At 72.2% G+C, this 13,386-nt stretch carries 13 protein-coding genes; 8 read left to right on the forward strand and 5 right to left on the reverse strand.

Annotation, left to right across the window (positions count from 1 at the left end; all coding sequences use genetic code 11):
- Positions 1 to 40 precede the first annotated feature (40 nt).
- Positions 41 to 1,750 (forward strand): CDP-glycerol glycerophosphotransferase family protein, encoded by a 1,710-nt coding sequence (locus ACQP12_RS17245; RefSeq protein ID WP_433280109.1) that lies wholly within the window; start codon positions 41 to 43, stop codon positions 1,748 to 1,750.
- Between the two features lie 133 nt (positions 1,751 to 1,883).
- Here ACQP12_RS17245 and ACQP12_RS17250 read toward each other — a convergent pair whose 3' ends face one another.
- Complete coding sequence (locus ACQP12_RS17250; protein WP_433280111.1) at positions 1,884 to 2,495, reverse strand: histidine phosphatase family protein; 612 nt, start codon at positions 2,493 to 2,495, stop codon at positions 1,884 to 1,886.
- A gap of 154 nt (positions 2,496 to 2,649) precedes the next feature.
- Here ACQP12_RS17250 and ACQP12_RS17255 point away from each other — a divergent pair, with 154 nt between their 5' ends.
- Entirely contained in the window at positions 2,650 to 2,844 is a 195-nt protein-coding gene (locus ACQP12_RS17255) for a CsbD family protein (RefSeq protein ID WP_262284140.1), read from the forward strand.
- Between the two features lie 57 nt (positions 2,845 to 2,901).
- Here ACQP12_RS17255 and ACQP12_RS17260 read toward each other — a convergent pair whose 3' ends face one another.
- From ACQP12_RS17260 to ACQP12_RS17270, 3 genes are read right to left on the reverse strand one after another with little or no spacing between them, the layout of a single operon-like run.
- Positions 2,902 to 3,693, reverse strand: coding sequence for an ABC transporter permease (locus ACQP12_RS17260; protein WP_433280112.1), 792 nt, complete (start codon positions 3,691 to 3,693; stop codon positions 2,902 to 2,904).
- Positions 3,690 to 4,652 carry an ATP-binding cassette domain-containing protein gene (locus ACQP12_RS17265; RefSeq protein WP_433280114.1) on the reverse strand — a complete coding sequence of 321 codons (963 nt, stop codon included), beginning with the start codon at positions 4,650 to 4,652 and terminating at the stop codon, positions 3,690 to 3,692. Before ACQP12_RS17265 ends, ACQP12_RS17260 begins: the two co-directional genes overlap by 4 nt.
- Before the next feature lie 12 nt (positions 4,653 to 4,664).
- On the reverse strand, positions 4,665 to 5,333 hold the full coding sequence (locus ACQP12_RS17270; RefSeq protein WP_433280116.1) for a DUF4097 family beta strand repeat-containing protein: 669 nt from the start codon (positions 5,331 to 5,333) through the stop codon (positions 4,665 to 4,667).
- A gap of 230 nt (positions 5,334 to 5,563) precedes the next feature.
- Here ACQP12_RS17270 and ACQP12_RS17275 point away from each other — a divergent pair, with 230 nt between their 5' ends.
- On the forward strand, positions 5,564 to 6,337 hold the full coding sequence (locus ACQP12_RS17275) for a helix-turn-helix domain-containing protein (RefSeq protein ID WP_433280118.1): 774 nt from the start codon (positions 5,564 to 5,566) through the stop codon (positions 6,335 to 6,337).
- Positions 6,338 to 6,391: 54 nt separating this feature from the next.
- Here the strand turns inward: ACQP12_RS17275 and ACQP12_RS17280 are convergent, their stop codons facing one another.
- On the reverse strand, positions 6,392 to 7,798 hold the full coding sequence (locus ACQP12_RS17280; protein ID WP_433280120.1) for a KamA family radical SAM protein: 1,407 nt from the start codon (positions 7,796 to 7,798) through the stop codon (positions 6,392 to 6,394).
- 155 nt (positions 7,799 to 7,953) lie between these two features.
- Between ACQP12_RS17280 and ACQP12_RS17285 the strand changes: the two genes are divergently transcribed.
- Genes ACQP12_RS17285 through ACQP12_RS17305 form a run of 5 tightly spaced genes read left to right on the forward strand, consistent with a single transcriptional unit; the run spans position 7,954 to position 13,334 of the window.
- Complete coding sequence (locus tag ACQP12_RS17285; protein WP_433289311.1) at positions 7,954 to 9,003, forward strand: zinc-binding alcohol dehydrogenase; 1,050 nt, start codon at positions 7,954 to 7,956, stop codon at positions 9,001 to 9,003.
- A gap of 5 nt (positions 9,004 to 9,008) precedes the next feature.
- The gene (locus ACQP12_RS17290) at positions 9,009 to 10,583 is read left to right on the forward strand and encodes an amidohydrolase (RefSeq protein WP_433280122.1); all 1,575 of its coding nucleotides are present in this window, start codon (positions 9,009 to 9,011) and stop codon (positions 10,581 to 10,583) included.
- Positions 10,580 to 12,139, forward strand: coding sequence for a lysine 5,6-aminomutase subunit alpha (locus tag ACQP12_RS17295; protein ID WP_433280123.1), 1,560 nt, complete (start codon positions 10,580 to 10,582; stop codon positions 12,137 to 12,139). The genes ACQP12_RS17290 and ACQP12_RS17295 overlap by 4 nt, the downstream gene beginning before the upstream one ends.
- Before the next feature lie 53 nt (positions 12,140 to 12,192).
- Positions 12,193 to 12,945 (forward strand): OAM dimerization domain-containing protein, encoded by a 753-nt coding sequence (locus ACQP12_RS17300; RefSeq protein WP_357946798.1) that lies wholly within the window; start codon positions 12,193 to 12,195, stop codon positions 12,943 to 12,945.
- Positions 12,942 to 13,334, forward strand: a complete 393-nt coding sequence (locus tag ACQP12_RS17305) for a hotdog domain-containing protein (RefSeq protein WP_357946665.1) — start codon at positions 12,942 to 12,944, stop codon at positions 13,332 to 13,334. The genes ACQP12_RS17300 and ACQP12_RS17305 overlap by 4 nt, the downstream gene beginning before the upstream one ends.
- The last annotated feature ends 52 nt before the right edge of the window (positions 13,335 to 13,386 follow it).

The following is a 13,386-nucleotide window of genomic DNA, read 5'->3' on the forward strand; positions in this document are numbered from 1 at the left end:
GGCAGCAGTGGATCAGCCCCCGGTCGGCGGGGATCGGGCGATGACGGCGTCCAAGCCGGGCCGGTCCCGGTTCAGCGGATGGCTCGCGGAGGCCCGGACGTCGGCGGCCGGGACGCGACTGCCCGCCTCGGCGGTCGAGGTGGCGGCCCTGGCCGCCCTGCTGCTCGCGGCGGTGGGGGACTCCCGCCTCTGGGCGCTTCCCCCGGCCGTTCTGGCGCTCGCGCTGCTGGCCTGGACGTGGCGTGGCGGTGCGGCGGCCGCCGGGACGGCCGTCGTGGGGCGCGTCCTCCTGCTCGCCTGCGCGTACCTGCTCGGCGCCGTACACGGCAGCCTCGATCCGGTCCTGGCCGTCGGTGTCGCCGTCGCCGGCCTGGCGATCCTCAGCGAGCCGCTGCTGGCCTCCGTGTCCGAGGCGGTCTACCCCGTCTCCGCCAACCTGCCCGGCAACGGCTCGCGGCCGGACCGCAGCCCCAACACGGGCCGGGTGGCGCTGGGCAACGGCGTCGCGGTCCTCGCGGCGCTGGTCTGCGCGTTCACCGACGTCTCCGGGTGGATCGCGCTGGTGGTGGCGGCCGCGGCGCTCGGGTTGACCCTGTTCACCGGGTTGCAGGCGGTGAAGCGGGTGCGGGCACGGCGCAGCCGTGAGACGAAGCTGCTCGCCGCGCTGACCGCCTACGAGCCGGTCTTCCTCGTGCACTGGAACGCGCCCGCCGGCACCGCCTACCAGCTCGCGATGTGGTTGCCCTATCTGGAACGCCTCGGCCGCAAGTTCTTCGTGCTGGTGCGCAACCAGACCAACTTCAACGAGGTGGTGGGTCTCACCAAGGCGCCGGTGGTGCTGCGGATGGGGCTGAACCAGATCGACGACGTCATCGCCCCGTCGCTGCGGGCGGCCTTCTACGTCAACACCGCGACGATGAACAACCACGTCCTGCGGTACACGAACCTGAAGCACATCCAGCTCAACCACGGCGACAGCGACAAGGTGCCGAGCTACAACCCGATCTTCCGGATCTACGACAAGAACTTCGTCGCCGGCCAGGCCGCGATCGACCGGTTCGCGGCCAACGGCGTGAGCATGCCCGCGGAGATGTTCACCATCGTCGGGCGCCCGCAGGTGGAGAACGTCGCCATCGCCACCGAGCCGATCGCCTCGATCGCCAGCCCCCGGGTCCTGTACGCCCCGACGTGGGCCGGCTTCTACGCCGACTCCAACTATTCGTCGCTGCTCGTCGGTTACGACATCGTGAAGGCGCTCGTCGCGCGCGGGTGCAGCGTCGTCTTCCGGCCGCATCCGTACAGCCGGCGGTCCGCGGCGTTGAGCCGGGAGTGCGAGCGGATCCGGACGCTGCTGGCCGACGACCGCCGGACGAACGGACGGCCGCACGTCTTCGGCGCCGAGGCGGAGGTGACCATGTCGGTCGCGGACTGCTTCAACGCGTCGGACGCGATGGTGTCGGACGTGTCGAGCGTGGTGGCCGACTACCTGTACTCGGAAAAGCCGTTCGTGATGGTCGCCGTCTCGGTGCCGGCGGCCCGGTTCCCGGAGGCGTTCCCGCTCGCGCGGGCGGCCTACGTGATCGACGCCCACGGCGACCGGTTGCAGGGGCTCGACGCCGTCCTCGACGACTTCCTCGGCGCCGACCCGCTCGCCGCCGCCCGCCGCGACCTCAAGAAGTACTACCTCGGGGACATCCCGGCGGACCGGTACGCGCAGCGCTTCCTCGACGAGGCCTCGCGCTACCTCTGACGGCGCGCGGCGTGGCCGCCCACGATCGGCTCCGGTTCGGCATGGACGCTGGACCGGAGCCGGTCGTTTGTGCGGCCGCTCCCGCAGGCCCGGTACGCCCGCACGGCCGTCCACGCCCGACCCGAGCCGGAGATCAGTGCCGTGCCACCCGGTCGGTACCGGCCTCGCCGGTCTGCGGAACGGGCTGGTTCCAGCGCAGGATGACGCGCCGCCCGTGCTCGTGGCCGAGGACGCTGAGGGTGGCGGTGTCCAGCCGCAGCAGCCCGCCGGCGGACGGGGGGAGGCCGATCCAGCGCGCGCCGAGCACCCGCAGGCTGTGCGCGTGGCCGACCAGCGCGACGCTGCCGTGCTCCAGCAGCGGGGCCACCCGGTCGAGCACCCGGTCGAGCCGGGCGCCGACTTCGGCCGGTGACTCCCCGTCGGGGCAGCCGTCGGTCCAGATGTTCCAGCGGGGGTTCTCCTCGTGGATGTCCACGGTGGTGCGCCCCTCGTAGGCGCCGTAGTTCCATTCGGCCAGGTCGGGGTCGGTGGCGTCGACGGTGAGCCCGGCCAGGTGCGCGGTGCTGGTCGCGCGTTGCCGGGGGCTGGACAGCACGCGGACGAAGCGCCGGCCGGCTAGTGCCACGGCGAGCGCCCGGGACTGGCGTTCGCCGTCGGGGGTCAGCTCCAGGTCGGTGTACGAGGTGTGCCGGCGGCTGGCGCTCCAGGTGGTTTCGCCGTGCCGGATCAGCAGGATCTCGCTCACCCGCCCAGTCAACCACGGACCCGCCGCCCGGACCGGCCGGCGCTGGAACCTATCTTCCTAGGATGCCTTACGGGGTGTGCGCTCGCGCACGAGTTTGGGGGGACCGGCACCGGGGACGCAACCGGCGGAAGCCCGAACGAGCCGAGGAGGCGGGATGAGCTTCACCGACAAGGCCAAGAGCCGGGCCCAGGAGATGGCCGGCGCGGCCAAGGAGCGGATCGGCGACGCCACCGACAACGAGCGGTTGCGGGCCGAGGGCGCCAACGAGCAGAGCGCCGCCCGGGCGCGGCAGGCCGGGCAGAACGTCAAGGAGGCCGGACGCAACGTCCGCGACGCCTTCGACAAGTGACGCGCACGGCGGCGGGCCCCCGGATAACCGGGGGCCCGCCGCCGTGCGCTACGGGGATTACCTCGGGTCGCGGTTGAACTTCGACGTCGACCAGAAGTAGCCGAGCACCGCGAGTCCCAGGCACCAGGCGACCGCGAGCCACCCGTTGTGGCCGATCCCGCTGCCGAGCAGCAGACCGCGCAGCGTCTCGATGGCGGGCGTGAACGGCTGGTACTCGGCGATCGGCCGGAGCCAGCCGGGCATGGCCTCGACCGGGACGAAGGCGCTGGACAGCAGGGGCAGCAGGATCAGCGGCATGGCGTTGTTGCTGGCGGCCTCGGCGTTCGGGCTGACCAGGCCCATGCCGACCGCGATCCAGGTGAGCGCCGTGGCGAAGAGGGCGAGCAGCCCGAGCGCCGCGACCCACTCCAGGACGCCGGCGCCGGTGGACCGGAAGCCGATGGCCACGGCGACGGCGCCCACGAGGACCACGCTCAGGATCGACTGCAGCACGCTGCCGACGACGTGTCCGACGAGGACCGAGCTGCGGTGGATGGCCATCGTGCGGAAGCGGGCGATGATGCCCTCGGTCATGTCGGTGGAGACGGACACCGCGGTGCCGATCACGGTGCTGCCGATGGTCATCAGCAGGAGGCCCGGGACGAGGTACGCGATGTACCGGGAGCGGTCCGGGCCGCCGCCGCCGATGCCCGCGCTCATCGTGTCACCGAAGACGTAGACGAAGAGCAGCAGCAGCATGATCGGGGTGAGCAGCAGGTTGAGGGTGAGGGACGGGTAGCGCCGGGCGTGCAGGAGGTTGCGGCGCAGCATCGTGGACGAGTCGCGTACGGCGAGGGAGAGGGAGCTCATCGGAGGGCCTCCTTGGGCTGGGTGGGGATGCGGGCGCCGCCGGTCAGGGCGAAGAACACGTCGTCGAGGTCGGGGGTGTGGACGGTGAGGGTGTCGGCGTGCACGTCGGCGTCGTCCAGCCGGTCGAGGATGGCGCGCAGCTCGCGTTGGGTGCCGCCGCTGGGGATCTGCAGGGTGAGGGCCTGGTCGTCGCGGACGGTGTCGCGCAGCGCGCCGGCGGCCCGCTCGTACGCCGTGGGGTCCTCGAAGCGCAGTTGGACGTGCCCGCCGGGGATGAGGCGCTTGAGTTCCGCGGCGGTGCCCTCGGCGGCGATCTTCCCGTCGTTCAGCACGGCGATGCGGTCGGCGAGCTGGTCGGCCTCCTCGAGGTACTGGGTGGTGAGGAAGACGGTGACGCCGTCGGCGACGAGTTCGCGGATGATCTGCCACATGTTGTGGCGGCTGCGGGGGTCGAGGCCGGTGGTCGGTTCGTCGAGGAAGATGATCCGCGGGTTGCCGACCAGGGTCATGGCGAGGTCGAGGCGGCGCTTCATGCCGCCGGAGTAAGTGGAGGCGGGCTTCTTCGCGGCGTCGGTGAGGTCGAAGCGTTCCAGCAGTTCGGTGGCGGTGCGCTGGCCGTCGCGCTTGGACAGGTGGTGCAGGTCGGCCATGAGGAGCATGTTCTCCTCGCCGGTGATCAGGCCGTCGACGGCGGAGAACTGGCCGGTGACGCCGATGGCGGTGCGGACGGCCTGGGGGTCGGTAGCGAGGTCGTGGCCGCCGACGTGGGTGGGGCCGGAGGCGGGGTCGGGGGAGATGAGGGTGGAGAGGATCTTGACGGCGGTGGTCTTGCCGGCGCCGTTGGGGCCGAGCAGGGCGAAGATGGTTCCTTGCGGGACGGTGAGGTCGACGCCGTCGAGGACGACCTTGTCGCCGTAGGACTTGCGCAGTCCGTTCGCCGCGATGGCCAGGTTGGTCATGCTGGGTGCTCCTCAGAGGCTGCGGGCGACGATGTCGCCGAGGGCGGTGGTGGCGTGGATGGTCAGGCCGGCGGCGGCGCCTTCGGTGTTGGTGAGGGAGTTGTGGATCCGGCCGTAGGTGGTGCCGGCGTCGAGGGTGGCGGAGACGCCGTGGGCGGCGCCGACGGCGATGTCGCCGGCCTGGGTGCGCAGCACGACGGCGCCGCGGACGGCCTCGGTGATGCGGATGTCGCCCTTCGCGGTGCTGATCTCGGCGGGTCCGTTGAGGCGGCCGACCGTGATGTCACCGGCGGCGGTGGTGAGGCGGAGGCTCGCGGCCTCGTCGAGCTTGATGGCGCCGTGTGCGCCCTGGAAGGCGACGTCGCCGAACCGGCCGACGGCCCGGAGGTCGGCGCTGGCCGCCTTCGCCTCGACGCGGGAGCCGGCGGGCAGCTGGACGGTGACCTCGATGGACCCGGAGCTTCCGAGGATCTGGTTCTTGGCGGAGGCCTCGATGTGCAGGACGCCGCCGTCGTATCGGATCTTGGTCTGCTCGGCCACCTTGACGTCGCGGCTCTTCGAGGGGTCGGCGGGGCGGACGTCGACGGTGGTGTCGGCCCGGTCGGCGGCGATGAGCTGGATGCGGCCGGCGGGGATGTCGAGGGTGGCGGTGATCGGGGTGGGGGTGTCGAAGGTGTGCACGGTTGTTCTCCTCCTGCGCCTGCTGTTTCTGACACCGGAAACGCTACGTTGCGTTCACAGATCAGGCAACGAGCTTGTTGCGCCAAAGCAGAGTCAGTGCAGGTGAAGGGCTGCTTTTCGTTGCAACGGATGTAGAACTAACGCAACGGCCACGATGTTGATCGTTGCATTGGATGAGCGGTGAACGCTATGCTGGGGGGCATCGAGCGACCGTGGGAGGGGACATCGCGATGCCGGGAGGCAGGCTCACCCAGCAGGAACGCCAGCAGATCGCGCTGGGGCTGGCCGACGGGCTCGCCTACGCGGAGATCGCCAGGCGTCTCGACCGCCCCACCTCGACGGTCACACGTGAGGTGATGCGCAACGGCGGTCCGACCGCCTACCGTGCCGACCTGGCCCACCGTGCCACCGAGCGCCGCTCCCACCGGCGCAGGCCGGCGCCCGCGCGAGGGCCACAGGCCCCGTCGCAGACGCCCGGCCGCGACGCCGGGGCCGTGCGCGAGTACGAGGAGATGTTCACGACCCTGCTCATGCAGCAGGGTCTGCCCAAGATGATGTCCCGGGTGCTGACCTGCCTCTACACCGCAGACGCGGGCAGCCTCACCGCGTCAGAGCTCGTGCAGCGGTTGCAGGTCAGCCCGGCGTCAGTGTCCAAGGCGGTCACGTTTCTGGAGAGTCAGGGCCTCATCCGCCGGGAACGCGACGAACGCCGCCGGGAGCGCTACGTGGTCGACGACGACGTCTTCTACCAGGGCACGATCGCCGGCGCCCGGGCCAACGCGCAGCTCGCGGAGACGGCACGGCAGGGCGTGAGCATCCTCGGCCCCGGGACCCCGGCGGCCGTTCGCCTCGAGAGCATCGCCCGGTTCGTCGAGTTCATCGCCGAGAGCATCAGCCGCGCCGCGGAGCAGGCCCGGGAGATCCTCTACACGAAGCCGGAGGCGATCTCGGGCGGCGCCGCAGGCCCCGGTTCCGATCGTGGAGAGGGCGGGGGCCGCGGGTAGACGGCCGCCGCCCCCGCGGCCGGGTGGCTCACGGGGGCGGCGGGTTGGTGCGGGTCAGTCGTCGCGGTGGGCGCTCCACCAGGCCTGGCCGGTCTCGGGCAGGGTGTCGATCGGGTCGTAGTAGGCGTAGCGCTTGTTGAGCGCTTCGAGGTCGGCGGACTCGATCGAGGTGCGGTAGTTCTTGGTCCAGTAGGAGATGCCGCGTTCGCGGTCGTACTCGGTGAGCATGTGCACCCAGCGCTTGCCGACGAAGGGGACGTCGCAGACGATGCGCGGGGTGGCGTAGCCGGGCAGGTAGCCCATGATGTCGTGCTGGAGCTGCTGGGCGTGCCAGACGGGGACCCGCCAGTGCTCGGCGTTGGGGATCATGTCGCACATGTAGAAGTAGTACGGCAGGATGCCGGCCTCGCCCTGGAGGGCGAAGCAGAGGTCGAGCAGGTCGGCGCTGGTGGCGTTGACGCCGCGCATGAGCACGCCCTGGTTGCGGACGTCGCGGACGCCCACGTCGAGGGCGGTCTGGGCGGCCCGGGCGACCAGCGGGGTGATCGACTGCCGGTGGTTGACGTGGGTGTGGATGGCGAGGTTGACGCCGCGCCGGGACGCGGTGCGGGCGACCCGTTCGAGGCCTTCGACGACGTCGCCCTGCAGCCAGTGCTGCGGCAGGCCCATGAGGGCCTTGGTGGCGAGGCGGATGTCGCGGATGGTTTCGATCTCGAGCAGCCGCATGAGGTAGGACTCGAGGTTCTTCCACGGCACGTTGGCCACGTCGCCGCCGGAGACGACGACGTCGCGGACGCCGGGGTGGGCCTTGAGGTAGGCGATGTGGGCGTCGTAGCGGTCGACGGGCTTGAGGCTGAGCTTGAGCTTGTCGACGGCGGGGGTGGAGTTGCCGACCAGGTCCATCCGGGTGCAGTGCCCGCAGTACTGCGGGCAGGTGGAGAGCAGCTCGGCGAGAACCTTGGTGGGGTAGCGGTGGGTGAGGCCCTCGGCGACCCACATGTCGTGCTCGTGGAGGCTGTCGCGGCTGGCGTAGGGGTGTGAGGGCCAGTCGGTGCGCCGGTCGGAGGCGACGGGGATCATGTAGCGGCGGATCGGGTCGGCGAGGAACGCCTCGGTGGTCATGGGCTCGAACGGCACCATGGTGTTGAGCATCTGCGGGGGCACCAGCATCGACATGGTGGCCAGGGCCTTCTGGTCGGCCTCGAGGTCGGCGTAGAAGGTCTCGTCGACGAGGTCGCCCAGGACGGTGCGCAGCTGCTTGATGTTCTTGACGCAGTTGACCCGCTGCCACTGGGCGTTCTCCCACTGCTCCCGGGTGACGTGGCGCCAGCCGGGGAAGCGGGTCCAGTCGGGTTCGACCAGGGGGCTGCGGCGGTATTCGTACGGCTGCCCGGCGGTCGGAACGGCGACCGGGGCGTGACGGGGTTGAGGGATGGTCTCAACCGGTTGGGTCTGGGTCACGGCCCCTCCTGACATGTGGTGCGGGTGATCAACGATCCCGAAGGCTACTGGAAAATATCCGGTGAAGAAATTAGTCTGCCGTAAGTTTTCCCGCGACGCGAGCCCTGGCCGGGGTTTCGGGCGGCTGGACATAGGGGGTCGGCGTGACGTCACCGGTGGGTCTGCACCGAGTCGTGGAACCGGCGGGGGTGCTGCCGCAGGCGGCGTGGCGGCTGGACGCCGATCCGCGGATCGGCGCCAACGAGGTGCGGATCCGGGTCGAGCGGCTGAACCTGGACGCGGCGAGCTTCCGGCAGCTGTCGGAGAAGCACGGCGGCGACGGGGAGAAGGTCCGCGCCGAGGTGCTGGAGATCATCTCGACCCGGGGGAAGATGCAGAACCCGGTCACCGGCTCCGGCGGCATGCTGATCGGCACGGTGGAGGAGACCGGGAAGCGGTCCCCGCTCGGGCTGCGCCCGGGCGACCGCGTGGCGACCCTGGTGTCGCTGACGCTGACCCCGCTGACGATCCTCGACGGGCTGGCCCGCTGGGACGGGCGCAGCGAGCAGGTGCCCTGCGACGGCTACGCCATCCTGTTCGCCCGGTCGATCGCCGCGGTGCTGCCCGCCGACCTGCACCCGGAGCTGTCCCTGGCGGTACTCGACGTGTGCGGGGCGCCGGCGCTGACCGCGCGGGTGGTGGCCGAGCAGGTGGCGCGGCGCCGCCGCGAGGAGGACCCGCGCCCGGTGACCGTGGCGGTGATCGGCGGCGCCGGCAAGAGCGGTTCGCTGTCCCTGGCCGCGGCGCGGCGGGCCGGCGCCGGACGTACCGTCGGGGTGGTGCCGGTGGCGGCGGAGCGCGACGCGCTCGAAGCGGCCGGCCTGGCCGACGTGGTCGCGCTGGCCGACGCCCGCGACCCGGTCGGCCTGTCCACGGCGGTGACCACGGCGCTGGGCGCCCCCGCGGACGTCACGGTGGTCTGCGTGGACGTGCCGGGCTGCGAGCACGGGGCGGTCCTCGCCACCTCCGACGGCGGCACGGTGATCTTCTTCTCGATGGCGACGAGCTTCGCGGCGGCCGCGCTGGGCGCGGAGGGCCTGGCCGCGGACGTGACCATGCTGGTCGGCAACGGGTACGTGCCGGGGCACGCCGCGCTGGCGCTGGACCTGCTGCGCGCCGAGCCGGGGGTGCGTCGTCTGTTCGAGGCCCGCCTGGCGGCAGACTGAGCATCATGACGAACCCCTCGACCTTGTACCGCGGCGGAGTGCTGCACTGTCCGGCCGACCCGAGCGCGACCGCGCTGCTGGTGCGTGACGGGCGGATCGCCTGGCTGGGCGCCGACGCGGACGTGCCGGCCGCCGACCGGGTGGTGGAGCTGGGCGGGGCGCTGGTCACGCCGGCGTTCGTGGACGCGCACGTGCACGCCACGGACACGGGGCTGGCCCTGTCGGGGCTGGACCTGTCGGCGGTGCGGTCGGCGGCCGGGCTGCTGGAGGCCGTGGCGGCGTTCGCCGCCGCGCTGCCGCCCGACGCCGTGGTGCTGGGGCACGGCTGGGACGAGTCGTCCTGGGCGGAGCCGGCCCTGCCCGACGCGGCGGCGCTGGACCGGGCGGCCGGGGGCCGCAAGGTGTACCTGTCGCAGGCGTCGATCCACTCGGCGCTGGTGTCGGCGGCGCTGCTGGCGGCCTGTCCGGACGCGGCGGCCGCCGCCGGGTACGACCCGTCGGGCTGGCTGCGCCGCGACGCGCACCACGTGGTGCGCGCCGCCGCGTTCGCGTCGGTCACGCGCGCGCAGCGGGTGGCGGCGCAGCGGCGGGCCCTGGAGCACGCGGCGTCGCTGGGCATCGCCGCGGTGCACGAGTGCGGCGGTCCGGACATCTCCGACGAGGAGGACTTCACCGGGCTGCTGGCGATCTCCGGGGCCGGGGTGCCGGAGGTGTACGGGTACTGGGGTGAGCTGCTGGGCGCGGCGCGGGCCCGGGAACTGGGCGCGGTCGGCGCCGGCGGTGACCTGTTCGCCGACGGGGCGCTCGGGTCGCGCACCGCGCACGTGTCGGCGGCGTATCTGGACGGGGAGCCGGGGGCGTGCGGGCACGGGTACGTGACCGTCGAGCAGGTGCGCGACCACCTGCTGGACTGCGCGGCCCACGGGCTGCAGGGCGGCTTCCACGCGATCGGGGACGCGGCGATCGGCACGGTGCTGGAGGGGTTCGCGCAGGCCGCGCAGAAGGTGGGCGTGGACCGGTTGCGGGCCGCCCGGCACCGGGTCGAGCACGCCGAGATCATGAGCAAGCGGCTGATCGCCGGGTTCGTGGAGTACGGCATCGTGGCGTCGATGCAGCCGGCGTTCGACCGGCTGTGGGGCGGCGCCGGCCGGATGTACGAGTCGCGGCTGGGCCTGTCCCGGTCCATGGAGTCCAACCCGATGGGCGCCATGCACGGGGTCGGGGTGGCGTTGGCGTTCGGTTCGGACTCGCCGGTGACGCCGCTGGACCCGTGGGGGTCGGTGCGGGCCGCGGCCGCGCACCACAACCCGGCCCAGCGGATGAGCGTGCGGGCGGCGTTCGCCGCGCACACCCGCGGCGGGTGGCGGGCCGTGCACCTGGACAACGAGGGGGTCCTCGCGCTCGGCGCGCCGGCGACGTTCGCGGTGTGGGACACCCCGGCCGGGGTGGAGCGGGGGCTGCCGGTGCTGCAGGCCGAGGACCCGGAGGCGCGCGGCGCGGACGACCCGACGCCGCTGCCGGTGTGCCGGGCCACGGTCCTGCGCGGTGACGTGATCTATCAGGAAGGCTCTCTCAGGTGACAGGCAAGCTTGGGTTGGATCCGGCGCTGGTGGCGCGGGCGCGGGACTTGGCGCGCCGCGCCGGGCAGCCGGTGGTGGATCTGGCGCGCAGCCACACCACCGTGTCGGTGGAGCGGGCGGTGCTGCGGCTGGCCGGGGTGACCGGCGCCGACCCCGACGGCATCCCGTGGGTGAACCGCCTCGTCGACGCGGTCGTCGCCGACGTCGGTCTCGGCCACGGTGTCGCCGCCCCGGTGTTCGACGCGCTCGAGCGGGAGCAGATCGCCGACGTGACGCTGCTGGCGCAGAAGGCCGCCGCCGGGTCGGTGCGGTTCACCCAGCCGACCGGCAAGGCCGCCACGGCCGCCCGCCGGGCCGCCCGCAAGGCGGTCGCCGCGGGCGTGCGGCAGATCGACCGGCGCCGCGCCGAGCGGGACCGCCTCGTGAAGCGGTACGGGGACCCGAAGCAGCGGCCGTGGATCTACCTGATCGTGGCCACCGGCGACATCTACGAGGACATCCCGCAGGCGCAGGCCGCCGCCCGCGCCGGCGCGGACATCATCGCGGTGATCCGCTCCACCGGGCAGTCGCTGCTGGACTACGTGCCCGAGGGCGCCACCCGGGAGGGCTTCGCCGGCACGTACGCCACCCAGGAGAACTTCCGGCTCATGCGGGCCGCCCTGGACTCCTCGTCGCGGGAGCTGGGCCGGTACGTGCGGCTGACGAACTACGCGTCGGGCCTGTGCATGCCGGAGATGGCCGCCCTGGCCGGCCTGGAACGGCTCGACATGATGCTCAACGACTCGATGTACGGGATCCTGTTCCGCGACATCAACCCGATCCGCACGTTCGTCGACCAGCGGTTCTCCCGGCAGGTGCACGCCCGCGCCGGCATCATCATCAACACCGGCGAGGACAACTACCTCACCACCGCCGACGCGGTCGACGAGGCGCACACGGTGACCGTGTCGCAGCTGCTCAACGAGTACTTCGCGCACGAGGCGGGGCTGGCCGACTGGCAGCTCGGCCTGGGCCACGCCTTCGAGATCAACCCGGACGTGCCGGAGTCGTTCCGCCTGGAGCTGGCGCACGCGCTGCTGGCCCGGGAGCTGTTCCCCGACGCGCCGCTGAAGTGGATGCCGCCGACCAAGCACATGACCGGCGACGTGTTCCGCGGCAACCTGCTCGACGGGTTCTTCAACCTGGTCGGCACCATGACCGGGCAGGGCATCCTGCTGGTCGGGATGATGACCGAGGCGGTGGTCACCCCGTGGCTGTCCGACCGGGACATCGCCTTGCAGAACGTCCGCTACGTGCTGGGCGCCGCCGGCGGGCTGCACGAGGACTTCGTGCCCGCGCCGGGCGGGTTCATCCAGCAGCGCGCCCACCGGGTGCTCGGCGAGGCCGTCGACCTGCTCGACCGCATCGGTGACCAGTCGCTGCTCACCGCCATCGCCGAGGGCACCTTCGGGATCATGAAGCGGCCCGCGGACCGGGGCAAGGGCCTCGACGGCGTCGCGAAACACGAGGCCGACTACTACAACCCGGCCACGGACATCCTGGAGCAGGCGGCATGAGCGAACGCACCGAGCGAAGCGAGGGCCGTGAGGGCATGCCCGGCCAGCACGGCATGACGGAGAAGAAGATCGTCCGGCCGTACGGGGACACCACCGGCGACGGCATGGTGCAGGTGTCGTTCACCCTGCCGGTGCCGCACGACAAGCGCGCCGAGGGCGCCGCCGTGCAGCTGGCCAACAAGATGGGCATGGACCCGGCGATGCTGGTGCACGCCAAGCAGATGGGCGACGGGTTCACCTTCTTCGTCGTCTACGGCCGGGTGAACCACCTCGTGGACCTCGACAAGGTGCAGGTGGTGGAACGGGACTACCCGCTGCTGTCGGCCAAGGAGGTCAACACGGTGGTGAAGCAGCGCCTGCGGCGCAAGCTGTCCGTCGTGGGCGCCTGCATCGGCACCGACGCGCACACCGTCGGCATCGACGCCATCCTCAACGTCAAGGGCATCGCCGGGGAGAAGGGCCTGGAGTACTACCGCGAACTCAAGGTCACCAACCTGGGCGCGCAGGTCAGCGTCCCCGAGCTGGTCGAGGCGGCCCGCCGGGAGAAGGCCGACGCCGTGCTCGTCTCCCAGGTCGTCACCCAACGCGACGCGCACCTGCACAACACCCGGGAGATGTCCGCCGCGTTCCGGGAGGCCCTGCCCGCCGGCAAGCGACCCCTGCTGATCGTCGGCGGCCCCCGCTTCGACGAGACCATGACCGGGGAGCTGGGCGTCGACCGGATCTTCGGCCGCGGCACCACCCCCGGCGAGGTCGCCAGCTACCTGGTCCACGCCCTGATCAGCGACAAGAAGGCGAGAGCATGAGTGATCCCCGGGTCGGCCTGACCGTCACCCACCGCCGGTACGTGCCGTACTCCCACGCCCACTACGCGGGCAACCTCGTCGACGGGGCGTACGCGCTGGGCCTGTTCGGGGACGTCGCCACCGAGGTGTGCATCCGCACCGACGGCGACGAGGGGCTGTTCGCCTCCTACTCCGACGTGCAGTTCAAGGCCCCCATGAAGGCCGGCGACGTGCTGGAGGTGATCGCCACGGTCACCCGGGTCGGCACCCGCAGCCGCACCATCGACTTCGCCGCGCACGTGGTGTGCCGGGGCCGCCCCGACAAGGGCGAGTCGGCCGCCGAGGTCCTCGCCGAGCCGATCGTGGCGGTCACCGCCACCGGCACGGTGGTCGTACCCCCAGCGGCGTGAGCGCGAGGAGTGAGCCGGGTTTGCGAGCCCCGCAGTCGCGAACGAAGGACGG

This window comes from Micromonospora sp. CA-244673, assembly GCF_050948395.1.
In the GTDB taxonomy this organism is placed as follows: domain Bacteria; phylum Actinomycetota; class Actinomycetes; order Mycobacteriales; family Micromonosporaceae; genus Micromonospora.

Coding starts and splice junctions, on each gene's coding strand:
- ACQP12_RS17305 (WP_357946665.1), top strand. CDS start 12,942: ATGAGTGATCCCCGGGTCGGCCTGACCGTCACCCACCGCCGGTACGTG.
- ACQP12_RS17260 (WP_433280112.1), bottom strand. CDS start 3,693: ATGAGCTCCCTCTCCCTCGCCGTACGCGACTCGTCCACGATGCTGCGC.
- ACQP12_RS17245 (WP_433280109.1), top strand. CDS start 41: ATGACGGCGTCCAAGCCGGGCCGGTCCCGGTTCAGCGGATGGCTCGCG.
- ACQP12_RS17290 (WP_433280122.1), top strand. CDS start 9,009: ATGACGAACCCCTCGACCTTGTACCGCGGCGGAGTGCTGCACTGTCCG.
- ACQP12_RS17300 (WP_357946798.1), top strand. CDS start 12,193: ATGACGGAGAAGAAGATCGTCCGGCCGTACGGGGACACCACCGGCGAC.
- ACQP12_RS17255 (WP_262284140.1), top strand. CDS start 2,650: ATGAGCTTCACCGACAAGGCCAAGAGCCGGGCCCAGGAGATGGCCGGC.
- ACQP12_RS17265 (WP_433280114.1), bottom strand. CDS start 4,652: ATGACCAACCTGGCCATCGCGGCGAACGGACTGCGCAAGTCCTACGGC.
- ACQP12_RS17275 (WP_433280118.1), top strand. CDS start 5,564: ATGCCGGGAGGCAGGCTCACCCAGCAGGAACGCCAGCAGATCGCGCTG.